Raw genomic sequence first — 25002 nt, forward strand, 5'->3', positions numbered from 1 at the left:
CATGATGCAGGCAAAACCTGAGCGCGACGCCTACCGGCGTGGTTCTCGGGTTTTTTTTATTTTTACTACTCAGTCGCCGGTTGTCTGCGGACAGCGGCAGTAAGGAAAAGAGCATGGAATATAAAGCACTCGCGCAGGATATTCTCCGCCGCGTCGGCGGCAAAGAGAACATTGTGAGTCTGGTTCACTGTGCGACACGTCTGCGTTTTAAGCTGAAAGATAACGGCAAAGCCGATGCCGAAGGGCTGAAGGCCAACCCGGGCGTCATTATGGTGGTGGAGAGCGGCGGCCAGTTTCAGGTGGTGATTGGCAACCACGTTCACGACGTCTGGCTGGCGGTGCGTCAGGAGGCAGGGTTAAGCGACGACAGCGAACCGGTGGCGGAAAGCGTTGAAAAAGGGTCGCTGCTGGGGCAGATCATCGATGTCGTGTCGGGAATTTTCACGCCGTTTATCGGCGTGCTGGCGGCTTCCGGTATCCTGAAAGGGATGCTGGCGCTGGCGGTCGTCTGCGGTTGGCTGACCCCGCAACAGGGAACCTATAAAATCTGGTTTGCCGCCAGCGACGCGCTGTTCTTTTTCTTCCCGCTATTTCTCGGCTACACCGCCGGTAAAAAATTTGGCGGTAACCCGTTTGTCTCGATGGTGATCGGCGGGGCGTTAACCCACCCGCTGATGATTCAGGCCTTTGAGGCCAGCCAGGCGCCGGGCGCGGCGGTGGAGCACTTTCTCGGCATCCCGGTGACCTTTATTAATTACAGCTCATCGGTGATCCCGATTATTCTCGCCTCATGGGTCTGCTGCTGGCTGGAGCGCAAGAGCAACGCGCTGCTGCCGTCATCGATGAAAAACTTTTTTACGCCGGCGATTTGTCTCGCCGTTGTGGTTCCGCTGACGTTTCTGCTGATTGGCCCTCTGGCGACCTGGCTCAGTCATCTGTTGGCCCAGGGGTATCAGATTATCTACGCGGTGGCGCCGTGGCTGGCGGGAGCGGCGATGGGCGCGTTGTGGCAGGTTTGTGTGATCTTCGGCCTGCATTGGGGACTGATTCCGCTGATGATTAACAATCTGACGGTGCTTGGCCATGATTCCATGCTGCCCATGCTGCTGCCGGCCGTTATGGGGCAGGTCGGCGCGGTGCTGGGTATTTTGCTGAAAACCCGCGATGCCCGTCAGAAAGTGCTGGCCGGTTCTGCGTTTTCAGCGGGCATCTTCGGCATTACCGAGCCCGCTATCTATGGCTTAACATTGCCGCTGCGCCGGCCGTTTATCTTCGGCTGCGTGGCGGGCGCCATCGGCGGCGCTATTGTGGGTTTCAGTAATGCTAACGTCTATTCATTCGGCTTCGGGAACATTTTTACCGTGGCGCAAATGATCCCGCCCCAAGGGCTTGATAGCACCGTTTGGGGCGGCATAGTGGGCATCTTCGCGGCGTTGATTATCTCCTGTGGCTTAACTTTCTTCGCCGGCCTGCCGCGCGCCAGCGCCGCTCCGGGCGCCGTGGCGGTAGCGCCGGTCTCGGCAAACGACATTCTGGCGCCGATGAGCGGCAGCGTCATCGCCCTCGATCAGGTGCCGGACAGCACCTTCGCCAGCGGCCTGCTGGGGAATGGGGTCGCCATTATCCCGGCGGTAGGCAAAGTCATCGCCCCGTTCACCGGCGAAGTGGCCTCTCTGTTTCAGACCAAACACGCCATCGGCCTGCAGAGCGACAGCGGTATTGAGCTGCTGATCCACGTCGGCATCGACACGGTCAAACTCGACGGCGTGCCGTTTACCGCGCATGTGAAAGAGGGCGACAGAGTACAGGCCGGCGATCTGCTGATTGAGTTCGATCGTCAGGCAATTCTGGACGCCGGTTACGACCTGGCGACCCCGATTATTATCAGCAACAGCGATGACTATCGCGAGATCGACACGGTGGCGCCCAGCGCCGTCGAAGCCGGTCAGCCGCTGTTGTCAGTCAGCCATTAATCACAGGAGAGAGAGATGAAAACATTCCCGGCAGATTTTTTATGGGGCGGCGCGACCGCGGCGAATCAGGTGGAAGGGGCGTACCTGGAAGATGGCAAAGGGTTATCCACCTCCGATGCGCAGCCGCACGGCGTCTTCGGCGAAGTGGTCGAGCGCGTACCCGGCGACAGCGGGATTAAGGATGTGGCGATCGATTTTTACCATCGTTACCCGGAAGATATCGCCCTGTTTGCCGAGATGGGCTTTAACTGCCTGCGGGTGTCCATCGCCTGGACCCGTATCTACCCCAACGGCGATGACGCCGAGCCGAACGAAGCCGGACTCGTGTTCTACGACAAGTTGTTCGACGAGATGGCGAAGCACAACATCACCCCGCTGGTGACGCTGTCGCATTATGAAATGCCGTGGGCGCTGGTGAAAAACTACGGCGGTTGGGGTAGCCGGCAGGTGATTGGCTTCTTTGAGCGCTACGCCCGGACGGTGTTCAGCCGTTATAAAAACAGGGTCAAACTGTGGCTGACCTTTAACGAAATCAATATGTCGCTGCATGCCCCGATGACCGGCGTCGGCCTGCCGGCCGGCAGCAGCAAAGGCGAGGTATATCAGGCCATTCACCACCAGCTGGTGGCCAGCGCCCTGGTGGTCAAAGCCTGTCACGAGCTGGTGCCCGAGGGCAAAATCGGCAATATGCTGCTCGGCGGATTGATGTATCCCCTGAGCTGCAAACCGGAAGATGTGTTCGAGACGCTGCAGGAGAACCGCAGCTGGCAGTTCTTCGGCGACGTGCAGGCGCGCGGGGCGTACCCGGGCTATATGCAGCGCTTTTTCCGCGACAACGGCATCACGCTCGACATCACCGAGGCCGATCGCGACACGCTGAAAACCACCGTCGATTTTATCTCCTTCAGCTACTACATGACCGGGTGCGTCACCGCCGATGAGGCGCTGAACCAGCAGGCGCGCGGCAATATTCTCAGCATGGTGCCGAACCCGCACCTGGCGAGCTCGGAGTGGGGCTGGCAGATAGACCCCCTGGGCCTGCGTACGCTGCTGAACGTGCTGTGGGATCGCTATCAGAAGCCGCTGTTTATCGTGGAAAACGGTCTGGGCGCCAAAGATAAGGTGGAAGCCGACGGCAGCATTAACGATGACTACCGCATCAGCTACCTGAACGACCATCTGGTGCAGGCGCGGGAGGCCATTGACGATGGCGTTGAGCTGATGGGCTTTACCAGCTGGGGACCGATTGACCTGGTGAGCGCCTCGAAGGCGGAGCTGTCGAAGCGCTACGGCTTTATCTATGTCGACCGCCATGATGACGGCACCGGCACCCTGGCGCGCAGTAAGAAGAAGAGCTTTGACTGGTATAAAGAGGTGATTGCCAGCCGCGGCGCCAGCCTGAAAGCGTAACGTTTCCCCGCCCGGCCATCGTCGGGCGGGGTATTAAGCCGGTTTACGCGCGCGCAGTAAAAAGATCATCGGCCGCTCTTTCTCTTCCTCCAGGGCGGGCTGTTGAGCAATCTGTTCGGCGCCTGGTCCCCACTCATCCAGCTGCTCCAGCACAAAACCGGCGGCGATAAGCGCGTTTATCCAGCTCGAGAGTTTGCGGTGCTGTTTAATGACGCCCTCGGCAAACCAGTTGCTGACGCGCTCCCCCTCCTGCTGATAGTGGCTGACCGGCCAGCTCTTTTGCCCCTGTTCATTCACCTGCCATCCCTGCTGCAGCGGCGCGGTATAGATGGGATGTTCGGCAGAAAAGACCAGGATACCGCCAGGGACCAGCGCCTGCTGCAGGGTGGAGAAGAGCGGGGCGATGTCGGGTAAATAATGCAGGGCCAGCGAGCTGTAGATCAGATCGCAGCTGTTGGCGGGCAGCGTCAAGGTTTGCAGATCGGCGCAGCGGTAGTCAATCTCATCCCCGCGGGTCATTTCCCGTGCCTGCGCCAGCATACGCCGGGAGATATCAAAACCCATTATCTGGCTGGCTCCCTGCTGCTGCGCCCAGCGGCAAAACCAGCCGTAGCCGCAGCCGAGATCCACCACCCGCAAACCGGCTAGCGGCGGCAGCATTGCCTGTAGCGATGGCCACTCCGGTGCGCCATCCAGCCCTTTCACCGAACGATCGAGGGTTGCATAGCCGGCGAAGAAGTGCGGATCGTCATAAATATTCTGGCTCATATTCATCCCTTGAATTGATAAGTTTGTTTATTTTTAGCTAACTAATAATTTAGTCACACGCTTTACTAAACGCGTTTAATTCAATTAACTTATGATCACTCACCTGATTATATTATCTGACCTGTCTAATGAAATTGAGATTAAATAATAGCGTGCTGGCGGCCTTGCCCCTGGCCATCGCGCTGGTAGGCTGCGCGCCTTCCCATGAGGTAGCTCGTCCGCCGCAGCAGCAAATTCCGGCTTCCCACGTTGCCATGGATCTCCCCGCCGCCGTCAAAAACGGCTGGCCGCAGACCGACTGGTGGAAAGACTACCACGATGCCCAACTGGATAATTTGATTCAGCGCGCGCTCGCCAACGCGCCGGATATGCAGATTGCCGAACAGCGCATCAGGCTTGCCGAAGCGCAGGCCAGAATGTCGCAGGCGAATCTTGGCCCGGAGATGGATTTCTCCGCTGACATCGAACGTCAACGCATGTCGGCCGAAGGCCTGATGGGGCCGTTCGCCACCGACACCGACGGCAATACCGGCCCGTGGTACACCAACGGTACCTTCGGCCTGACCGCCGGCTGGGATCTCGATCTGTGGGGCAAAAACCGTGCGCTGGTGAAAGCCCGCATTGGCGAGCTGAAAGCCCAGGTGGCCGAGCAGGCTCAGACCCGCGAGCTGCTCTCCGGCAGCGTGGCGCGCCTGTACTGGCAGTGGCAGACGGAAGCGGCGATCAAAGCGGTGCTGCAGCAGGTGAAAAACGAGCAAAATAATATCGTGACGGTCGACAAGGCCCTGTATCAGCGCGGGATCACCAACTCCGCCGAAGGGGCGGAAAACGATATTAACGTCAGCAAAACCGACCAGCAGCTGGCGGACGTGGCGGGCACGATGAAAGAGATTGAAGCGCGGCTGATGGCCCTGACCAACAGCCAGAGCCAGTCGCTAAACCTCAAACCCGCCAGCCTGCCGACGGTCAGCGCGCAGCTGCCGGACACCCTTGGCTATGAGCTGCTGGCGCGTCGCCCGGATCTGCAGGTCGCTCACTGGTATATCGAGGCGTCGCTGAGCGAAGTGGACGCGGCGAAGGCGGCGTTTTACCCGGACATCAATCTGATGGCGTTCCTGCAGCAGGATGCCCTGCACTTAAGCGATCTTTTCCGCCATTCGGCGCAGCAGATGGGCGTCACCGCCGGACTGACGCTGCCGATCTTCGACAGCGGTCGCCTCAATGCCAATCTGGATATCGCCAGCGCGCAGAACAGCCTGTCCATCGCCCAGTACAACAAAGCGGTGGTGGATGCCGTCAACCAGGTGGCGAAAACCGCCAGCCAGGTCGAGACGCTGATGGCCAAGAGCCAACAGCAGCAGCAGGTTGAAAAAGACGCCCAGCGGGTGGTGGACCTGGCGCAGGCCCGGATGGCGGCGGGGATCTTGCCCGGCTCCCGGGTCAGTATGGCGAAGCTCCCGGCGCTGCAGGAGCGTATCACCGCCTTGCGCCTGCACGGCCAGTGGATTGACGCCAGCATTCAGCTGACCTCGGCCCTCGGCGGCGGCTACCACCAGAGCGTGAAGTAACCGGCCCCCCGGCGCGTCAGCGGGCGCGCCGCTCAGTCTTTCTTCTTCCCTTCGCGCCGCCTGAACCACCAGTGGGCGGCCACGACCAACACCACCGCGAGGATCAGCCAGATCCAGTGCTTCAGATGGGCGTCGAGGTGGTGCAGCCACGGGCCAACCACCTCGCCGCCAAGATAGCCTATGGTGGTAAACAGCAGAGCCCACACCAGCGCCCCGGCAATATTCAGCGGCAGGAAAATGCGCGGCGGCAGGCGGCTGGCGCCGATCAGCAGGGGGCCGATCACCCGGAAGCCGTACATAAAGCGGGTGCCGATGACAAACAGCCACGGCCGGTGCTGGATCATGCGCTGGGCTTTCCTGATCCGCGCCTTCTGGCTGGCGAAACGGCGCAGAATGCGCCCGCCGAAGCGGCGACCAAGCAGATAGAGCAACTGATCGCCAATCATCCCGCCGAGGGCGACAGCGATCACTACCAGGGGAAACTTCAGTAGTCCCTGATGCGCCGCGACGCCGCCCAGCAGGGTAATGGTCTCACCTTCCGCCATGCTGCCGACGATCAGCGCCGCGTAGCCATACTGGGAAATCAGGTGATTGATATCCATAAACAGCTTATCTCCTTACCTCATCACCTGTTAATCATACACCCTGCAGACCAAAACGCGTCGACGCAGATTTTTTGTCCTGTACACAAAATAATCTACAGGGTGAATTATACTTGGATCAGTGCAGTACGAAGCCGTGACAAGGGGGACGCTATGAACCATGTCTGGGGGCTCTTCGCTCATCCCAATCGGGAGATGAGCGTGATAAAGAGCGAGAATGAAACCATTTCTCATCACTATACGCACCATGTGCTGCTGATGGCGGCGGTTCCGGTGGTTTGCGCCTTTATCGGCACCACGCAGCTGGGCTGGAACTTCGGTGACGGCACCATTATTAAACTGTCGATGTGGACCGGGCTGGCGCTGGCTGTCCTGTTTTATGCCGTGATGCTGGCCGGGGTGGCGATCATGGGGCGGGTTATCTGGTGGATGGCCAGGCAATATCCACAGCAGCCTTCCCTGAAACGCTGCATGGTCTTTGCCGGCTATGTGGCCACGCCGCTGTTCCTGAGCGGGATTGTGGCGCTCTATCCGCTGGTCTGGCTGTGTGCGCTGATCGGTACCGTTGCCCTGTTCTATACCGGTTATCTGCTCTATCTCGGGATCCCGACCTTCCTGAGCATTAACCGGGAAGAGGGGCTCAGTTTCGCCAGCTCGACCCTGGCCATCGGGGTGCTGGTGCTGGAAGTACTGCTGGCGATCACCGTGGTGCTATGGGGGTATGGCTACCGACTGTTCTGATCGGACGAAACGGGTCAATATGCATTGCCGGCAAATATGTATTTTATGTCGGCAATGCAGCATTTCTTCACGATTCTTATTAGGCACAGGGCCTTACGGCGCGGTATGATGGCGTTTGCCAGCGAAGTTGCCCACTTAACCTCGCGGCGTACGTTCAATAACGTGCAAAAATACTTTTCAGAATGCCCATGATGCCGAAATTCCGAGTCTCTTTGCTCAGCCTGACCTTGCTGCTGGCTGTGCCTTTTGCGCCCCAGGCGTTAGCAAAAACCCCGACGGCGGTAGCCGCCTCGCAGCCGGACATCGCTTCCGGCAGCGCCATGATCGTCGATCTGGCCACCAAAAAAATCATCTACGCCAGCCAGCCGGATCTGGTGCGCCCGATGGCGTCGATCACCAAGGTGATGACCGCCATGGTGGTTCTCGATGCCCATCTGCCGCTGGATGAAATGCTGACGGTGGATATCAGCCATACTCCGGAAATGAAGGGGATTTACTCCCGCGTGCGTCTCAATAGCCAGATCAGCCGCCGCGATATGCTGCTGCTGGCGCTGATGTCTTCCGAGAACCGCGCGGCCGCCAGCCTGGCGCATCACTATCCGGGCGGCTACGACGCCTTTATTCGCGCGATGAACGCCAAAGCGCAGGCGCTGGGTATGACCCATACCCGCTATGTGGAGCCCACCGGTCTGTCGGTGCATAACGTCTCCACCGCCCGCGATCTGACCAAACTGCTGATCGCCAGCGAGCAGTATCCGCTGATTGGCCAGCTGAGCACCACCAAAGAAGAGACCGCCACCTTTGCCCATCCGGCCTACAGCCTGCCGTTCCGCAACACTAACCATCTGGTGTATCGCGACAACTGGAACATCCAGCTGACCAAAACCGGCTTCACCAACGCTGCCGGCCACTGCCTGATTATGCGCACGGTGATTAACCAACGTCCGGTGGCGCTGGTGGTGATGGATGCCTTCGGCAAATATACCCACTTCGCCGACGCCAGCCGTTTGCGGACGTGGATCGAGACCGGGAAGGTAATGCCGGTCCCGGCTTCGGCGCTGAGCTATAAAAAGCAGCGCGAAGCGCAGATGGCGGAGGCGATGCTGAAAGGCGGCGCCCAGACCGCGCAGAACGATTAATCTGCATATACCCCGGATGACGGCGCATTGCGCCTTATCCGGGATAAAGATGCATTTATATCAAAGGGTTATCAGGTCTTGTAGGCCCGGCAAGCGCAGCGCCGCCGGGCAATCACGCCGAGTGCCGCGTTTGTGCCGGATGGCGGCGGACGCCTTATCCGGCCTACGTTATTTGGCGCCGGGTTCCGCCCCTTAGTAGGCCCGGCAAGCGCAGCGCCGCCGGGCAATCACGCCGAGTGCCGCGTTTGTGCCGGATGGCGGCTAACGCCTTATCCGGCCTACATGATTTGGCGCCGGGTTCCGCCCCTTTCGCAGGCCCGGCAAGCGCAGCGCCGCCGGGCAATCACGCCCAGTGCCGCGTTTGTGCCGGATGGCGGCTGACGCCTTATCCGGCCTACATTATTTACCGCCGGGTTCGGCCCCTTCGCAGGCCCGGCAAGCGCAGCGCCGCCGGGCAATCGGGCTGGGGCGTTTATGCCGCGAGCCGCGGGATGTAACGCCGAATATTACTCCGGCAGCGTCCAGTCGCCGTCACCCAGCGCGCGCTGCATAATCAACGTATCCCGCCAGTCGCCCATCTTATAGCCGACGCTGCGCAGCTGACCTGCCACGGTAAAACCGAACTTTTTATGGATCGCCAGCGAGCCGGCATTGTTATGGCCATCGCCGATGATCGCCAGCATCTGCCGCCATGGGCCTTTCTCGCATTCGGCGATCAGCCGCGACAGCAGCGCGCTGCCGATGCCGCGCCCGCCCATTCCGGATTCCACGTAGATCGATTCTTCGAGGGTGTAGCGATAGGCCGGGCGCGGGCGATAGAAAGTGGCGTAGCAGTAGCCGACGATAGCCCCGCGCCACAGCGCTACCAGCCAGGGCAGCCCGTTATCGCGCACGGTCTGGATCCGTTTACGCATTTCGTCAACGGTGGGAGGGATCTCTTCGAAGGAGGCGCGGCCATTGAGCACGTGCCAGACATACAGCGCGGCGATGGCGTGCGCATCATCGGGCAGCGCTTCACGAATTTCTAAATCACTGTCGAGTAACGGGGCCTCTGCAGGCATGGCGGCGCTCCTGAATCTGCCGGAGAAACATTCTCCGGCGTGCAGCGTAATACAGAAGCGCCAGGCTGAATAGTCCTGCCGCCGATTATTGCGGATCCGTCGGGGAGACTGGCGCCGGGGCCGCTTCACCCCAGTATTTCTGCTTGCTGGTTTTGCCGATCCCCGGGTTCATGCTGTTGGTCGGATCGTTCTGGCGATAGAACTGCTGCAGGCTCTCCGGCGCTTCATACAGATGACCCACGTTATGCTCCGCCGGGTACTGGGCGCCGCGGGCTTTCAGCAACGCCAGCATCTGCTCCTTCAGCGCATGGGCGTCGACCCCTTTCTTGACGATGTAATCCTGATGGAACACATGGCACATAAAGTGGCCATAGTAGAGCTTATGCACCAGCTGGCTGTCGATCTCCGGCGGCAGATGTTCGAACCACTCGGTATCGTTGCGGCGCAGGGCGATATCCAGCGCCAGAATATCTTCCACCTCGTCAGCATGCACCGCCTGATAGCGGATCGCCGCGCCCGCGGCGGCAAAGCGATGGAGGAACGCTTTGCTGCCTTCCTCCGGCGTGCAGGCGAAGAACTCCCCCTCGGCCTGTTGGAAGTACGCCGTCAGCCAGCGCTGCGCTTCTTCGATGCCGTCGCCGGCCATCTTCAGCAGCAGATGGTGTTCATATTTGTCGCGCCAGGTTTTCATCCGCTCCGGTAAATGCGCCGGGAAGACGTGGCCGAGCTTCTGCATAAAGCGGTCGGTAAAGTGCGGCTTAAACAGCGACACTTTCTCCAGCATCGCGTCGGTGCGCCCCTTCATGGTGAAGAAGAACGGCATTTTGTCGGTGCCGAGCTTGTCGATCATCAGGAAGGTGTCTTTGCCATACTTCTCGGCGATATCGTAAATATCGCGGTGCATATATTCCCCGGCCACCGGCAGATGCCGGAACTCGGCGAGGATATGGCGGCGGATCTCGGTCAATACCTGCGGCTGATTGGTGCCAATGTAAAACACCTGCTGGCGCTTCTCCGCCGGGAAGGTATCGAGACGCGCGGCGAAAACCGCCAGTTTACCGGCGCAGCCGGAGGATTCGAACAGGCGGTCCGGGTCGGCGTTGTAGCGCGCCGGGGTGTCGGCATCGACATCACGCACGCGGGTAACATAGTCGTGATCGTGGGCGTGACGGCCATCATGCAGCACATCGCTATCGCTGATCCGCTCGTCGTCGAGTCGGCTGAGGATCTGCTCCGGCGTACTGCCGAGATCGATGCCCAGATGGTTGACCAGCTTTAGCTTACCGTCGGTGTCAATCTGCGCGAACAGCGACATCTCGGTATAGGCTGGCCCGCGCTGCACCAGGGAGCCGCCGGAATTGTTGCAGATCCCGCCGATCACCGACGCGCCGATGCACGATGAGCCGATCACCGAGTGCGGCTCGCGCCCCAGCGGTTTCAGCGCTTTTTCCAGTGAATAGAGAGTGGTGCCGGGCCAGGCCAGCACCTGCTCGCCTTTGTCCAGCAGATGCAGCTTATCCAGGCGCAGGGTGCTGATAATCACGATCTCGCGATCGTAATCATTGCCGTTGGGGGTGGAGCCTTCGGTCAGGCCGGTGTTGGCCGCCTGCATCAAAATGATTTTATCGGCGTCGACGCAGGCGTTGAGCACGCGCCAGAGTTCCAGCAGGGTGCCGGGAAAGACAACCGCCAGCGCTTCGCCCTGGCCGGAGCGGAAGCCTTTGCGGTAGCGCTGGGTTTTTGCCGGGTCGGTCAGCAGATGCGAAGGGCCAACCAGGCGCGCCAGGTCAGCCAGAAACGTTTTATGGGTGTTAGTGGGTGCAGATGACATGTTCCACTCCTTGTGGTGGTGCGCGAAATATCGAGGATAAGCATAGCGCTTTGTATGACAATTTGATGCATGAATGTTTCGCAAAAATCAGAGAAGAACCTTAGCATTCTGCGGGCGCGTTGTTTATATATATGGCAAACTGCGGTTTTTATTATGTTTTACCAAGTCCCCGTCTGAGAAAAAGCGAGATAACAATGAAATGGCTCTGCACTGTAGGCGTCGCCGTGAGTCTGGCGCTGCAACCCGCGCTGGCGGATGAACTGTTTGGTAACCACCCCCTGACCCCGCAGGCGCGGGATGCCTTTGTTACCGACCTGCTGAAAAAAATGACCGTGGACGAGAAAATCGGCCAGCTGCGTCTGATAAGCGTCGGCCCGGATAACCCGAAAGAAGCGATCCGCGAGATGATCAAAGCGGGCCAGGTGGGAGCGATTTTTAACACCGTCACCCGTCCGGATATCCGCGTTATGCAGGATCAGGTGATGCAGCTTAGCCGCCTGAAGATCCCGCTGTTCTTTGCCTACGATGTGCTGCACGGCCAGCGCACTGTCTTCCCGATAAGCCTCGGTCTGGCCTCGTCGTTTAACCTCGACGCGGTGAAAACCGTGGGCCGCGTGTCAGCTTATGAAGCCGCCGATGACGGGCTGAACATGACCTGGGCGCCGATGGTCGACGTCTCCCGCGACCCGCGCTGGGGACGCGCTTCCGAAGGCTTCGGGGAAGACACGTATCTGACCACGATGATGGGCCAGGCGATGGTGGAGTCGATGCAGGGCAAGAGCCCGGCTGACCGCTATTCGGTGATGACCAGCGTCAAGCACTTCGCCGCCTACGGCGCGGTGGAGGGCGGGAAAGAGTACAACACGGTCGACATGAGCCCGCAGCGCCTGTTCAACGACTATATGCCGCCGTATAAAGCCGGTCTCGATGCCGGCAGCGGCGCGGTGATGGTGGCCCTGAATTCGCTGAACGGCACCCCGGCGACCGCCGATTCCTGGCTGCTGAAAGATGTCCTGCGCGACCAGTGGGGCTTTAAAGGCATCACGGTTTCCGACCACGGCGCCATCAAAGAGCTGATCAAGCACGGCGTGGCCTCCGACCCGGAAGACGCGGTGCGCGTGGCGCTGAAGTCCGGCATCAACATGAGCATGAGCGACGAGTATTACAGCAAATACCTGCCGGGGCTGGTGAAATCCGGCAAGGTGACCATGGTTGAGCTGGATGACGCCACCCGTCACGTGCTCAACGTCAAATATGACATGGGGCTGTTCAACGATCCGTACAGCCACCTGGGACCAAAAGATTCTGACCCGCAGGACACCAACGCGGAAAGCCGTCTGCATCGTAAAGAGGCGCGCGAAGTGGCCCGCGAGAGCCTGGTGCTGCTGAAAAACCGTCTCGATACGCTGCCGCTGAAAAAATCCGGCACTATCGCGGTGGTGGGCGCGCTGGCGGACAGCAAACGCGACATGATGGGCAGCTGGTCGGCGGCGGGCGTGGCCGATCAGTCGGTGACCGTCCTGACCGGCATCAAAGAAGCGCTGGGCGATAACGGCAAAGTGATTTACGCCAAAGGGGCGAACGTTACCGACGACAAAGGCATTGTCGATTTCCTCAATCTGTATGAGAAAGCAGTGCAGGTTGACCCGCGCTCGCCGCAGGAAATGATCGACGAAGCCGTCGCGGCGGCGAAGCAATCCGACGTGGTGGTCGCCGTAGTGGGCGAGGCGCAGGGGATGGCCCATGAGGCCTCCAGCCGGACCGACATCACCCTGCCGCAGAGCCAGCGCAATCTGATTGCCGCCCTCAAAGCCACCGGCAAACCGCTGGTGCTGGTGCTGATGAACGGCCGTCCGCTGGCGCTGGTGAAAGAGGATCAGCAAGCCGATGCGCTGCTGGAGACCTGGTTTGCCGGCACCGAAGGCGGGCATGCCATCGCCGACGTGCTGTTTGGCGACTATAACCCGTCGGGCAAGCTGCCGATGTCCTTCCCGCGCTCGGTGGGGCAGATCCCAACCTACTACAGCCATCTGAATACCGGTCGGCCGTATAATCCGGAGAAGCCGAACAAGTACACCTCGCGTTACTTCGATGAGGCCAACGGCCCGCTGTACCCGTTTGGCTACGGTCTGAGCTACACCACCTTTAGCGTCTCCGATGTCACTATGTCGTCGGCCACCCTGCCGCGCGACGGCAGCGTGACCGCCAGCGTGCAGGTGACCAACACCGGCAAACGCGAAGGGGCGACAGTCATTCAGCTGTATCTGCAGGACGTCACCGCCTCCATGAGCCGGCCGGTGAAAATGCTGCGCGGCTTTAAAAAGGTCACCCTCAAGCCGGGTGAAACGCAAACCGTCAGCTTCCCGATCGACGTCGACGCGCTGAAGTTCTGGAACCAGCAGATGAAATACGTCGCTGAGCCGGGCAAATTCAATGTCTTTATCGGCGTGGACTCCGCCCGCGTGCAGCAGAGCGAGTTTGAGCTGTTGTAAGACAGAGCCCTTAAGCCCAACGTCACACGTTAAAGGCCGATTAATCGGCCTTTTCTTTTTCGTATCGCTGGCAAATGGACTACGCTTTTCTCTTAAGCTTCTGTAAGCGAAGCGCAAAAGAACTGAGGGAAGCGGGATGAAGATGGCGACGAAATGGTCCGGCGCGCTGGCGCTGGCCGCCCTGATAAGTGTGCCGCTGCAGGCGGCGGAGCCGGTGAAGGTCGGCTCGAAAATTGATACCGAAGGGGCGCTGCTGGGCAATATGATCCAGCAGGTGCTGGAAAACCACGGCGTCAAAACGATTAATAAAATCCAGCTCGGCACCACGCCGGTGGTGCGCGGGGCGATTGTCGCCGGCGAGCTGGATATCTACCCGGAGTATACCGGCAATGGCGCTTTCTTCTTTAAAGATGAAAACGACCCGGCATGGAAGAATGCCCGGCAGGGCTATGAGAAGGTGAAACGCCTGGATCAGGAGAAACATCAGCTGGTATGGCTCACCCCGGCGCCGGCTAACAACACCTGGACCATCGCCGTGCGCCAGGAGCTGGCGGAGAAAAATCATCTGACCTCGCTGGCCGACCTCAGCCGCTATCTGCAGCAGGGCGGCGAATTTAAGCTGGCGGCTTCGGCGGAGTTTATTGAACGCCCGGACGCGCTGCCGGCGTTTGAAAAAGCGTATGACTTCAAACTCAACCAGAACCAGCTGCTGTCGCTGGCCGGGGGCGATACGGCGGTGACCATCAAAGCGGCGGCGCAGCAGACCTCCGGCGTTAACGCGGCGATGGCCTACGGCACCGACGGCCCGGTGGCGGCTCTGGGGTTACAGACGCTGAGCGACCCGCAGGGCGTGCAGCCGATTTACGCCCCGACGCCGGTGGTGCGCGAGGCGGTGCTTAAAGCCTACCCGCAGATCGCCGACTGGCTGAAGCCGGTCTTCGCCAGCCTCGATGAAAAGACCCTGCAGCAGCTCAACGCCCGCATCGCGGTGGAAGGCCAGGATGCGAAGCGCGTGGCGGCAGATTATCTGCAGCAGAAAGGCCTGCTGAAGTAAGCCACCGGTGACCATTCGCTGTACTCACCGCGTCGGCCTGCTGCTGACAGGCCTGCTGCTGGTTACGCTGGCGCTGCCGTTTATCGCTTACGCGCCGAATCGCTTACTCTCCGGGGAAGGGCGCGGGCTGTGGCAGGTGATGCCCTGGCTCGCCGGCGTTCAGCTGGCGGCAGCCCTCGCCGGGATACTGCTCTGCTGGCTGCCGGGCAGGGTTGCGCCGCTTCTCCATCTGCTGCTGGCCGAACTGCTCTTCCCGCTGCTTATCTGGGGCAGCGGCCAGGCGGCGATTGAGCTCTCCCGGCACGGCTCGCCGCTGGCGCGCACCTCGCCCGGCAGCGGTCTGTGGCTGTCGCTGGCGCTCTGCCTGCTGCTGGCCAGCGAGGCCATTCGTCATCTTACCGCCCGGCCGCTGTGGCGCTGGCTGCTCAATGCGCAAGTCTGGCTTCTGCCCATCATCCTGCTCGCCGCCGGGGCGCTCGATCAGCTCTCGCTGCTGAAGGAGTATGCCAACCGCCAGGAGGTGTTTGACGACGCCCTGCGCCAGCATCTGCTTCTGCTGTTTGGCACCCTGCTGCCGGGCCTGATCATTGGCCTGCCGCTGGGGGTATGGCTCTGGCGGCGTCCGCGCTGGCAGGCGCCGGCCTTCACCGTGCTCAATGTGATCCAGACTATCCCGTCGGTGGCGCTGTTCGGCCTGCTGATTGCCCCGCTTGCCGGTCTGGCGCGCTATTTCCCGGCGCTGGGCGAGCTGGGCGTCTCCGGGACCGGCGTGGCGCCGGCCCTGATCGCCCTGACGTTGTATGCGCTGCTGCCGCTGGTGCGCGGGGTGGTGACCGGCCTGCAGCAGGTGCCGCGGGATGCGCTGGAGAGCGCGACGGCGATGGGCATGAGCGCCGGTCAGCGTTTTCGTCAGGTGCAGCTCCCGCTGGCGATGCCGGTGCTGTTGCGCAGCCTGCGGGTGGTCAGCGTGCAAACCGTCGGCATGGCGGTGGTGGCGGCGCTGATCGGCGCCGGCGGCTTTGGCGCGCTGGTGTTCCAGGGGCTGCTGAGCAGCGCGCTGGATCTGGTGCTGCTCGGGGTCGTGCCGACCATTGCCCTGGCGGTGGTCGTGGATGCTCTGTTCGCCCTGTGGGGCGCCTGGCTGAAAGGAGAGGCCAATGATTGAATTTGAAGGGGTCAGCAAAGCGTTTGCCGGCCACCCGGCGGTGAAGGACCTGACCCTGCAGCTGCGCGAAGGCGCTTTCTCGGTGCTGGTGGGAACCTCCGGCTCGGGCAAGTCGACGACGCTGAAAATGGTCAACCGCCTGCTGGAGCCGGACCGGGGCATGATTCGCTTTGCCGGCGAAGACATCCGCCAGCAGCCGCTCCTGACCCTGCGGCGGCGGATGGGCTATGCCATCCAGTCCATCGGCCTGTTTCCCCACTGGACGGTGGCGCAGAATATCGCCACCGTGCCGCAGCTGCAAAAATGGCCGCGGGGGAGGATCGCCGACCGGGTCGACGAGCTGATGGCGCTGCTGGGGCTGGAGGCAACGCTGCGCGACCGCTACCCTCATCAGCTCTCCGGCGGCCAGCAGCAGCGGGTCGGGGTGGCGCGGGCGCTGGCGGCAGACCCGGAGGTACTGCTGATGGATGAGCCCTTCGGCGCCCTCGACCCGGTGACCCGTGAGGCGCTGCAGCAGGAGATGCTGCGCATCCATCGCCTGCTGGGGCGGACGATTGTCCTGGTGACCCATGATATTGACGAAGCGCTGCGTCTCGCGGACCACCTGGTGCTGATGGACGGCGGCGAGGTGGTCCAGCAGGGGGCGCCGCTGGAGATGCTCCTGCGGCCAGAGAATCGCTTTGTGCAAACCTTTTTTGGCCGCAGCGAGCTGGGCGTGCGCCTGCTGTCGCTGCGCGAGGTGCGAGACTATCTGCGTCCCGACGAGCGGCTGGCGGGCGAGGGGCTGACCGTCACCATGACCCTGCGGGAAGCGCTGTCGCAGTTTGTCGCCCGGCGCTGCGAGGCGCTGCCGGTGGTGGATGCCGAGGGGCACCCCTGCGGCACGCTGCATTTTGCCGATCTGCTGCGCCAGGAGGCGAGTCATGAAGGCGCTTCGTGAGCCGCTGTGGTGGCTTAGCGCGCTGTTTATCGGCCTGCTGGCGGGGCTGCCCTACAGCGCGCCGCTGTTCAGCCGGCTGTTTCCGGAACTGCCGCGGCCGGTCTACCAGCAGGAGAGCTTCTGGGCGCTCACTGTCGATCACGGCTGGCTGGTGGCGGCGTCCAGCCTCGCGGCGACCGCTGTCGGGCTGGGGGCAGGGGTGGCGGTCACCCGGCCCGCGGGCAGCGCGTTTCGTCCGCTGGTGGAGACCATCGCCGCTATCGGACAGACCTTTCCGCCGGTGGCGGTGCTGGCGATGGCGGTGCCGGTGCTGGGCTTTGGCTGGCTGCCGGCGCTGATCGCCCTCGCGCTGTATGGCATACTGCCGGTGCTGCAAGGGACTCTGGCCGGTCTGGGGTCGATACCGTCGGGCGTGTCAGATGTGGCAGAAGGGATGGGCATGACCGGCTGGCAGCGTCTGTGCAAGGTGGAGCTGCCGCTGGCGGCCCCGGTGATCCTGGCGGGGATCCGCACCTCGGTCATCGTCAATATTGGTACTGCGACGATAGCCTCGACGGTGGGGGCCAATACGCTTGGGACGCCGATCATCATCGGCCTGAGCGGGTTTAATACCGCCTATATCGTGCAGGGGGCGCTGCTGGTGGCGCTGGCGGCGATTATTGTCGACCGCGCATTTGAGCGCCTGGCCCGCTGGCTCAGCCGACACCGCCACGTACAATAAAGGAATAGCCGGCCAGCATCACGCCGCTGATCCCGCCGATGGCCATAAGTAAGAAGAGAGTGACGACCGCGATTTTCGCTGGCTTCATAATAGGCTCCTGATGTTAACAGGGGGATTATACGGTGAAGCACAGGTGTTAATGAAACATTAATTGCGGTTTAGCGCGCCGCGCCGGGCTTTTTGCCGCTTTCGCTGCGTCACACGCCGCAAAAAAGTGTGATCCTGCCCGTCATTTTTCATTTTTATGCAGGGCTTCAAAGAAAGTCTCCGCCAGGCAGTGTAAGGTACGCGCTTTCAGGAATGTGTGGTTTGCGGGTATGTACGAGTTTGATCTGGTGTTGCTGCTGCTTCAGCAGATGTGCGTATTTTTGGTCATCGCGTGGTTGATGAGCAAAACCCGACTGTTTATCCCCCTGATGCAAGTCACCGTTCGCCTGCCGCACAAGCTGCTGTGCTACGTCACCTTCTCCATTTTCTGCATTATGGGGACCTATTTTGGTCTGCATATCGAAGACTCTATCGCCAACACCCGCGCCATCGGCGCCGTGATGGGCGGCCTGCTCGGCGGCCCGGTGGTCGGCGGGCTGGTGGGGCTGACCGGCGGCCTGCACCGCTACTCGCTGGGGGGGATGACCGCCTTAAGCTGCATGGTCTCCACTATCGTCGAGGGGCTGCTGGGCGGTCTGGTGCACAGCGTGCTGGTCAAACGCGGCCGGCCGGACAAAGTCTTTAGCCCGCTGACCGCCGGGGCGATCACCTTCGTGGCCGAGCTGGTGCAGATGATGATTATTCTGCTGATTGCCCGCCCGTTCCAGGACGCCCTGCATCTGGTGCAGAGCATTGCCGCGCCGATGATGGTGACCAATACCGTCGGCGCGGCGCTGTTTATGCGCATTCTGCTGGACAAGCGGGCGATGTTCGAGAAGTACACCTCCGCCTTTTCCGCCACGGCGCTGAAGGTGGCGGCGTCCACCGAGGGGATCCTGCGTCAGGGGTTCAACGAAGAGAACAGCATGAAGGTGGCCCAGGTGCTGATCCAGGAGCTGGATATCGGCGCGGTGGCGATCACCGACCGCGACAAGCTGCTGGCGTTTACCGGCATCGGCGACGACCATCACCTGCCGGGCAAACCTATCTCCTCCTCGTATACGCAACGGGCGATTGAGACCGGGGAGGTGGTGTATGCCGACGGCAACGAGGTGCCCTACCGCTGCTCGATTCATCCGCACTGTAAGCTGGGGTCGACGTTGGTGATCCCCTTGCGCGGCGAGAACCAGCGGGTGATCGGCACCATCAAACTGTATGAGGCGAAAAACCGCCTGTTCAGTTCGATCAACCGCACCCTGGGGGAGGGGATTGCCCAGCTGCTGTCGGCGCAGATCCTCGCCGGGCAGTACGAGCGGCAGAAGGCGCTGCTGACGCAATCCGAAATCAAGCTTCTGCATGCCCAGGTCAACCCGCACTTCCTGTTTAACGCGCTTAACACCCTGAAGGCGGTGATCCGTCGCGACAGCGAGCAGGCCGGCCAGCTGGTGCAGTATCTGTCGACCTTCTTTCGCAAGAACCTGAAGCGGCCGACAGAAATCGTCACCCTCGCCGATGAGATCGAGCATGTTAACGCCTACCTGCAGATTGAGAAGGCCCGCTTTCAGGCTAACCTGCAGATCCAGATGGCGGTGCCGGAAGGGCTGGCGCATCACCAGCTGCCGGCCTTTACCCTGCAGCCGATCGTGGAGAACGCTATTAAGCATGGCACATCGCAACATCTTGGCGTCGGCGAAATTACCATTCGCGCCAGCCAGGACGATCGCTGGCTGCAGCTGGATATCGAAGATAACGCCGGGCTGTACCGGGCCAACCCTCAGGCCAGCGGGCTGGGGATGAATCTGGTGGACAGGCGGCTTCGGGCGCGTTTTGGCGCCGACTGCGGCATCAGCGTCACCTGCGAACCGGAGCGCTTTACCCGTGTCACCCTACGTTTGCCCCTGGAGGAGAATGCATGCTGAGAGTATTGATCGTCGATGATGAGCCGCTGGCGCGGGAAAACCTGCGTATTTTGCTGGAGACTCAGCGCGATATCGAGATCGTCGGCGAATGCGGCAACGCGGTGGAGGCGATTGGCGCGGTCCATAAGCTGCGTCCCGACGTGTTGTTTCTCGACATCCAGATGCCGCGCATCAGCGGCCTGGAGATGGTCGGGATGCTCGACCCGGAGCACCGCCCCTATATCGTGTTTCTCACCGCCTTTGATGAATACGCGGTGAAAGCCTTTGAGGAGCACGCCTTTGACTATCTGCTCAAGCCGATTGAAGCTGCCCGGCTGGAGAAAACCCTCGCCCGTCTGCGCCAGGAGCGTAATCTGCAGGATGTGTCGCTGCTGGATGACGCCCGGCAGACGCTGAAATACATACCCTGTACCGGCCACAGCCGTATCTGGCTGCTGCAGATGGAGGATGTGGCCTTCGTCAGCAGCCGGATGAGCGGGATCTACGTGACCGACCGCGAGGGCAAGGAGGGGTTTACCGAGCTGACCCTGCGCACCCTTGAGAGCCGCACGCCGCTGCTGCGCTGTCATCGCCAGTATCTGGTGAATATGGCGCACCTGAAGGAGATTCGCCTGGAGGAGAATGGTCAGGCGGAGCTGCTGATGCGCGCCGGGCAAACGGTGCCGGTGAGCCGGCGCTATTTAAAAAGCCTGAAAGAGGCGATTGGCCTGTAAAGCTGCTACACTGCGCCCCATTGCATCATCGACAGTAAAAGGCACTCATGCTCAGTAATGATATTCTTCGTAGCCTGCGCTACACCCTGAAAGTCAATAATAACGATATGGTGCGCATTCTTGCGCTATCCGATATGGAATCCACCTCCGCCAGCTTTGACACCTGGACGACGAAAGAGGATGAAGAGGGCTTTGTCCGCTGCCCGGACATTATCCTGTCGGGTTTCCTCAACGGCCTTATCTATGACAAGCGCGGAAAAGACGATTCGGCGCCGGAGCTGGCGCTGGAGCGCCGGGTGAATAACAATACGGTGCTGAAAAAGCTGCGGATCGCCTTCTCGCTGAAAACGGATGATATTGTGGCGATCATGAGCGAGCAGAAATACCGCGTCTCGGTGCCGGAAGTGACCGCCATGATGCGGTCGCCTGACCACAAAAACTACCGCGAGTGCGGCGACCAGTTTCTGCGCAATTTCCTGCGCGGCCTGACCCAGCGGGTGCATAACCCGAAGGCGTGATGGTTAGCCGGGGGGCGGCTTCGCCTTACCCGGCCTACAAAACCCGTCGGCCCGTGCAAGGGTAGCGCCGCCGGGCAAAAAAAAGCCGGAGATATTCTCCGGCTTTTTTATTATTTCACCTGCTGACCCGGCTTCGCGCCGTCGTCAGGGCTTAACAGGAAGATATCCTTCCCGCCAGGGCCGGCGGCCATCACCATCCCTTCCGAGATGCCGAAGCGCATTTTGCGCGGCGCCAGGTTGGCGACCATCACCGTCAGGCGGCCAATCAGCGGCTGCGGATCCGGATAAGCGGAGCGGATGCCGGAGAAGACGTTACGCTTCTCGCCGCCAAGATCCAGCGTCAGGCGCAGCAGCTTGTCGGAGCCCTCGACGAATTCCGCGTTTTCAATCAGCGCCACGCGCAGGTCGACTTTGGCGAAATCGTCAAAGGTGATGGTTTCCTGAATCGGATCGTCCGCCAGCGGGCCGCTGACCGGCGCCGCGGTGGCTTTCACCTCTTCTTTAGAGGCTTCCACCAGGGCTTCCACCTGCTTCATCTCGATGCGGTTGTACAGCGCCTTAAACGGATTGACCTTATGCGCCAGCAGCGGCTGCTGGATGGCGTCCCAGCTCAGCTCGCTGTTGAGGAACGCTTCCGCGCGCGCGGCCAGCTGCGGCAGGACCGGCTTCAGCCAGGTCATCAGCACGCGGAACATATTCAGGCCCATGGTGCAGATGGCCTGCAGGTCGGCGTCGCGGCCTTCCTGTTTCGCCACCACCCACGGCGCCTGCTCATCGACATAGCGGTTGGCCACGTCGGCGAGGGCCATGATTTCGCGGATGGCCTTACCGAACTCGCGGCTGTCCCACGCTTCGCCGATGCTTTCCGCCGCGTCGGTGAAGGTTTTGTACAGCGCCGGGTCGGCCAGCTCAGCGGCCAGCACGCCGTCAAAACGCTTGCTGATAAAGCCGGCGTTGCGCGAGGCAAGGTTAACCACCTTGTTGACGATGTCGGCGTTAACGCGCTGGATAAAGTCTTCCAGGTTGAGGTCGATATCATCGATGCGCGAAGAGAGCTTGGCGGTGTAGTAGTAGCGCAGGCTGTCGGCATCAAAGTGCTTCAGCCAGGTGCTGGCCTTAATGAAGGTGCCGCGCGACTTAGACATCTTCGCGCCGTTGACCGTCACGTAGCCATGCACGAACAGGTTGGTCGGTTTACGGAACTGGCTGCCTTCCAGCATCGCCGGCCAGAACAGGCTGTGGAAGTAGACGATGTCCTTGCCGATAAAGTGATACAGCTCGGCCGTGGAGTCTTTCTTCCAGTATTCGTCGAAGCTGGTGGTGTCGCCGCGCTTGTCGCACAGGTTCTTGAAAGAGCCCATGTAGCCGATCGGCGCGTCCAGCCAGACGTAGAAATATTTGCCCGGCGCGTTCGGAATTTCGAAGCCGAAGTACGGCGCATCGCGGGAGATGTCCCACTGCTGCAGGCCGGATTCGAACCACTCCTGCATTTTGTTCGCCACCTGCTCCTGCAGCGCGCCGCTGCGGGTCCACGCCTGCAGCATTTCGCTGAACGACGGCAGGTCGAAGAAGAAGTGTTCGGAGTCACGCATCACCGGCGTGGCGCCGGAGACCACCGATTTCGGGTCGATCAGTTCGGTGGGGCTGTAGGTCGCGCCGCACACTTCGCAGTTATCGCCGTACTGGTCCGGAGATTTACACTTCGGACAGGTGCCTTTCACAAAACGGTCCGGCAGGAACATGCCTTTTTCCGGATCGTAGAGCTGAGAGATGGTGCGGTTTTTGATAAAACCGTTCTCTTTCAGACGGGTGTAGATAAGCTCCGACAGCTCGCGGTTCTCGTCGCTGTGCGTCGAGTGATAGTTATCGTAGCTGATGTCGAAGCCGGCAAAATCGGTCTGATGCTCCTGACTCATCTCGCCAATCATCTGCTCCGGAGTGATACCGAGCTGTTGCGCCTTGAGCATGATCGGCGTGCCGTGGGCGTCGTCGGCGCAGATGAAGTTGACCTCGTGGCCGCGCATTCGCTGGTAACGGACCCAGACATCAGCCTGGATGTGCTCCAGCATGTGGCCGAGGTGGATGGAGCCGTTGGCGTACGGCAGGGCGCACGTTACCAGAATTTTCTTCGCGACTTGAGTCATAGTGAGCATTACATCTTCTGTTGTAAAAAGGGCTTCCGATATTACCAAAAGGGCTGTGGGTGCGCCATAAATGGCTGCCCATATATGGATAATCCTTTCCTGTGATAAACTCTGTGATTACTGAAAGCATCTCAAAACAACAAAGGAGTCGGGATGAATTCGCAATCCCAGGCCAAATCCCCCGAGCGCCTCCGCGCGATGGTCGCCGGGACGCTGGCCAATTTCCAGCACCCAACCCTGAAGCATAATCTCACCACCCTCAAGGCGCTGCACCATGTCGCCTGGCTGGACGATACCGTTCATATCGAGCTACAAATGCCGTTCGTCTGGAGCAGCGCCTTCGAAGCGCTCAAAGAGCAGTGCAGCGCCGAGCTGTTGCGCATCACTGGCGCGAAGGCCATCGACTGGAAGCTGACCCACAGCATCGCGACCCTCAAGCGCGTGAAAAACCAGCCCGGCATCAACGGCGTGAAGAACATTATCGCCATCAGCTCCGGGAAAGGCGGCGTCGGTAAATCTTCTACTGCCGTAAACCTGGCGCTGGCGCTCGCCGCGGAAGGGGCGAAGGTGGGCATTCTGGATGCCGATATCTACGGCCCGTCGATTCCGACCATGCTTGGCGCGGAAGACAGCCGCCCGACCTCGCCGGACGGTACCCATATGGCGCCGATCATGAAGTTCGGTCTGGCCACCAACTCCATCGGCTACCTGGTGACCGATGACAACGCCATGGTGTGGCGCGGGCCGATGGCCAGCAAGGCGCTGATGCAGATGCTGCAGGAGACCCTGTGGCCGGATCTCGACTACCTGGTGCTGGATATGCCGCCGGGCACTGGCGACATCCAGCTGACGCTGGCGCAGAACATTCCGGTCACCGGCGCGGTGGTAGTCACCACGCCGCAGGATATCGCGCTGATCGACGCCAAAAAAGGCATCGTGATGTTCGAAAAAGTGGAAGTGCCAGTGCTGGGGATCGTGGAAAACATGAGCATGCATATCTGCAGCAACTGCGGGCACCATGAGCCGATCTTCGGCACCGGCGGCGCGCAAAAACTGGCCGAGAAATACCACACCCAGCTGCTGGGCCAGCTGCCGCTACATATTACGCTGCGGGAAGATCTGGATAACGGCACGCCGACGGTGGTGGCGCGTCCGGAAAGCGAATTTACCGACATCTACCGCCAGCTGGCGGGTCGGGTGGCGGCCCAGATGTACTGGCAGGGAGAAGTGATCCCGGGCGAGATTGCCTTCCGCGCCGTTTAAGGCCGCGGCGAGCGCATCAGCCAGTATCCGCCCTCGGGCGAGGCGCCCTGTGCTTCGATGGTCCAGCCGTGACGCTGGTAGAAGCGCAGGGCGTTTTTATTTTCCATCAGGCACTTCAGCGTCCCGCTGGCGGTAAAGGTCCGTTCGACCTGCGCCAGCAGCGCGCTGCCGATATGTTTGCCCTGCCAGTCCGGGTCGACGAACAGATGGTGAAGAAAGTTATCGGCGGTCCATACGGCGGCAAAGCCCACCGGCAGGCCGTCGTATTCCGCGACCCATAGCTGTTCATCCGCGGTGGCGGCATCGAAATCTTCCAGCCGCCATGTCGTGGAGGGAAGCCAGGTCCACGACACACTGCGCGCCCGCAGAAAGAGCTGGCGCAGCGCCGGAAAGACCGCTGGTTCGCCGGGGCGGATGCGGAGTTTGAGCGGATCAGCGATGATAGAAGATCTCGCCATCGTACACCTTGAGGATTTTGCCTTCGGTGTCGGTGATCAGCACGTAGTTACCGCCCATATAGGTCCAGTGGCTGCCGGCGTCCGGCGCGGGCAGATTACGCTGCTGCCACCCTTTGATGTTGTATTCGGGGGTGAGGTACATCGCCGGAACGGTGTCGCCAATGTGAAACTGGGTGAAGTCGGCGGTGAACTCTTTCAGCGCATACTGATCGATCCCCGCGGCAGAAGCCGTCCAGCTGGCGCCGGCGGTGGCAAGGAGTACGCCCAGAAGCATCATTTTTGTTTTACGCATAGTTTCCTCAATATTACCTGGACTCAAAATAGCAGCCTCGTATCATTCCTGATGCGTTGCTGAAATGGCAAGCACTGGATTTTTAAAAAGTGTAAGCAAAACACGGCGCAAGTCCTGCGCCGCTTGCGTTGCAGCGACGGTGA

General features: G+C 60.7%; 21 protein-coding genes and 1 pseudogene. 14 read left to right on the top strand and 8 right to left on the bottom strand.

Annotation, left to right across the window (positions count from 1 at the left end; genetic code table 11):
* Position 1 precedes the first annotated feature (1 nt).
* A pseudogene (bglF, locus tag LGM20_RS07985) lies at positions 2-1973 on the top strand (PTS beta-glucoside transporter subunit IIABC).
* A 15-nt stretch (positions 1974-1988) separates the two neighbouring features.
* The gene (locus tag LGM20_RS07990) at positions 1989-3383 is read left to right on the top strand and encodes a glycoside hydrolase family 1 protein (RefSeq protein WP_044524207.1); all 1395 of its coding nucleotides are present in this window, start codon (positions 1989-1991) and stop codon (positions 3381-3383) included.
* A 33-nt stretch (positions 3384-3416) separates the two neighbouring features.
* Here LGM20_RS07990 and LGM20_RS07995 read toward each other — a convergent pair whose 3' ends face one another.
* Complete coding sequence (locus tag LGM20_RS07995; protein WP_023290432.1) at positions 3417-4151, bottom strand: class I SAM-dependent methyltransferase; 735 nt, start codon at positions 4149-4151, stop codon at positions 3417-3419.
* 128 nt (positions 4152-4279) lie between these two features.
* On the opposite strand from LGM20_RS07995, the gene mdtQ reads away from it, so the two are divergent.
* Complete coding sequence (mdtQ, locus tag LGM20_RS08000; protein ID WP_044524206.1) at positions 4280-5719, top strand: multidrug resistance outer membrane protein MdtQ; 1440 nt, start codon at positions 4280-4282, stop codon at positions 5717-5719.
* A 32-nt stretch (positions 5720-5751) separates the two neighbouring features.
* On the opposite strand, the gene LGM20_RS08005 is transcribed toward mdtQ, so the two are convergent.
* Positions 5752-6321 (bottom strand): DedA family protein, encoded by a 570-nt coding sequence (locus LGM20_RS08005; protein WP_044524205.1) that lies wholly within the window; start codon positions 6319-6321, stop codon positions 5752-5754.
* A gap of 153 nt (positions 6322-6474) precedes the next feature.
* Between LGM20_RS08005 and LGM20_RS08010 the strand changes: the two genes are divergently transcribed.
* Together LGM20_RS08010 and pbpG are read left to right on the top strand one after the other, a co-directional pair.
* A complete protein-coding gene (locus tag LGM20_RS08010; protein ID WP_032453512.1) occupies positions 6475-7062 on the top strand; it encodes a Yip1 family protein in 588 nt (195 codons plus the stop codon).
* 188 nt (positions 7063-7250) lie between these two features.
* On the top strand, positions 7251-8201 hold the full coding sequence (pbpG, locus tag LGM20_RS08015) for a D-alanyl-D-alanine endopeptidase (RefSeq protein ID WP_023290428.1): 951 nt from the start codon (positions 7251-7253) through the stop codon (positions 8199-8201).
* A gap of 506 nt (positions 8202-8707) precedes the next feature.
* Here the strand turns inward: pbpG and LGM20_RS08020 are convergent.
* Together LGM20_RS08020 and dld are read right to left on the bottom strand one after the other, a co-directional pair.
* Entirely contained in the window at positions 8708-9262 is a 555-nt protein-coding gene (locus LGM20_RS08020; protein WP_002912829.1) for a GNAT family N-acetyltransferase, read from the bottom strand.
* A gap of 85 nt (positions 9263-9347) precedes the next feature.
* Positions 9348-11093 carry a D-lactate dehydrogenase gene (dld, locus tag LGM20_RS08025; RefSeq protein WP_044524201.1) on the bottom strand — a complete coding sequence of 582 codons (1746 nt, stop codon included), beginning with the start codon at positions 11091-11093 and terminating at the stop codon, positions 9348-9350.
* Between the two features lie 194 nt (positions 11094-11287).
* Here dld and bglX point away from each other — a divergent pair, with 194 nt between their 5' ends.
* From bglX to LGM20_RS08050, 5 genes are all read left to right on the top strand, one after another.
* On the top strand, positions 11288-13585 hold the full coding sequence (bglX, locus tag LGM20_RS08030; RefSeq protein WP_044524200.1) for a beta-glucosidase BglX: 2298 nt from the start codon (positions 11288-11290) through the stop codon (positions 13583-13585).
* 136 nt (positions 13586-13721) lie between these two features.
* Positions 13722-14639, top strand: a complete 918-nt coding sequence (osmF, locus tag LGM20_RS08035; protein WP_023290425.1) for a glycine betaine ABC transporter substrate-binding protein OsmF — start codon at positions 13722-13724, stop codon at positions 14637-14639.
* Between the two features lie 7 nt (positions 14640-14646).
* On the top strand, positions 14647-15804 hold the full coding sequence (locus tag LGM20_RS08040) for an ABC transporter permease (protein WP_044524199.1): 1158 nt from the start codon (positions 14647-14649) through the stop codon (positions 15802-15804).
* Positions 15797-16744 (top strand): ABC transporter ATP-binding protein, encoded by a 948-nt coding sequence (locus tag LGM20_RS08045; RefSeq protein ID WP_044524197.1) that lies wholly within the window; start codon positions 15797-15799, stop codon positions 16742-16744. Before LGM20_RS08040 ends, LGM20_RS08045 begins: the two co-directional genes overlap by 8 nt.
* The gene (locus LGM20_RS08050; RefSeq protein ID WP_023290422.1) at positions 16728-17465 is read left to right on the top strand and encodes an ABC transporter permease; all 738 of its coding nucleotides are present in this window, start codon (positions 16728-16730) and stop codon (positions 17463-17465) included. Before LGM20_RS08045 ends, LGM20_RS08050 begins: the two co-directional genes overlap by 17 nt.
* Here the strand turns inward: LGM20_RS08050 and LGM20_RS08055 are convergent.
* On the bottom strand, positions 17440-17553 hold the full coding sequence (locus LGM20_RS08055) for a protein YohO (protein ID WP_002912762.1): 114 nt from the start codon (positions 17551-17553) through the stop codon (positions 17440-17442). The genes LGM20_RS08050 and LGM20_RS08055 overlap by 26 nt on opposite strands.
* A gap of 229 nt (positions 17554-17782) precedes the next feature.
* Here LGM20_RS08055 and LGM20_RS08060 point away from each other — a divergent pair, with 229 nt between their 5' ends.
* The 3 genes from LGM20_RS08060 to LGM20_RS08070 are packed head-to-tail and all read left to right on the top strand — an operon-like array spanning position 17783 to position 20702.
* The gene (locus LGM20_RS08060; RefSeq protein ID WP_004189065.1) at positions 17783-19471 is read left to right on the top strand and encodes a sensor histidine kinase; all 1689 of its coding nucleotides are present in this window, start codon (positions 17783-17785) and stop codon (positions 19469-19471) included.
* Positions 19465-20184 (top strand): two-component system response regulator BtsR, encoded by a 720-nt coding sequence (gene btsR / locus LGM20_RS08065; RefSeq protein WP_023290421.1) that lies wholly within the window; start codon positions 19465-19467, stop codon positions 20182-20184. The genes LGM20_RS08060 and btsR overlap by 7 nt, the downstream gene beginning before the upstream one ends.
* Positions 20185-20231: 47 nt before the next feature.
* Positions 20232-20702 (top strand): YehS family protein, encoded by a 471-nt coding sequence (locus LGM20_RS08070; protein WP_023290420.1) that lies wholly within the window; start codon positions 20232-20234, stop codon positions 20700-20702.
* A gap of 110 nt (positions 20703-20812) precedes the next feature.
* Here the strand turns inward: LGM20_RS08070 and metG are convergent, their stop codons facing one another.
* Positions 20813-22846: a methionine--tRNA ligase gene (metG, locus tag LGM20_RS08075; RefSeq protein WP_032429194.1), complete on the bottom strand. Its 2034-nt coding sequence runs from the start codon at positions 22844-22846 to the stop codon at positions 20813-20815.
* A gap of 153 nt (positions 22847-22999) precedes the next feature.
* Between metG and apbC the strand changes: the two genes are divergently transcribed.
* Entirely contained in the window at positions 23000-24109 is a 1110-nt protein-coding gene (gene apbC / locus LGM20_RS08080; protein ID WP_023290418.1) for an iron-sulfur cluster carrier protein ApbC, read from the top strand.
* Here apbC and LGM20_RS08085 read toward each other — a convergent pair.
* Both LGM20_RS08085 and LGM20_RS08090 read right to left on the bottom strand, forming a co-directional pair.
* Positions 24106-24567 carry a GNAT family N-acetyltransferase gene (locus tag LGM20_RS08085; protein WP_044524195.1) on the bottom strand — a complete coding sequence of 154 codons (462 nt, stop codon included), beginning with the start codon at positions 24565-24567 and terminating at the stop codon, positions 24106-24108. The two genes, apbC and LGM20_RS08085, sit on opposite strands and share 4 nt — an antisense overlap.
* Positions 24542-24859, bottom strand: a complete 318-nt coding sequence (locus LGM20_RS08090; protein WP_004201590.1) for an RcnB family protein — start codon at positions 24857-24859, stop codon at positions 24542-24544. The genes LGM20_RS08085 and LGM20_RS08090 overlap by 26 nt, the downstream gene beginning before the upstream one ends.
* Between the last annotated feature and the right edge of the window lie 143 nt (positions 24860-25002).

Source organism: Klebsiella quasipneumoniae subsp. quasipneumoniae (genome assembly GCF_020525925.1).
Classification (GTDB): domain Bacteria; phylum Pseudomonadota; class Gammaproteobacteria; order Enterobacterales; family Enterobacteriaceae; genus Klebsiella; species Klebsiella quasipneumoniae.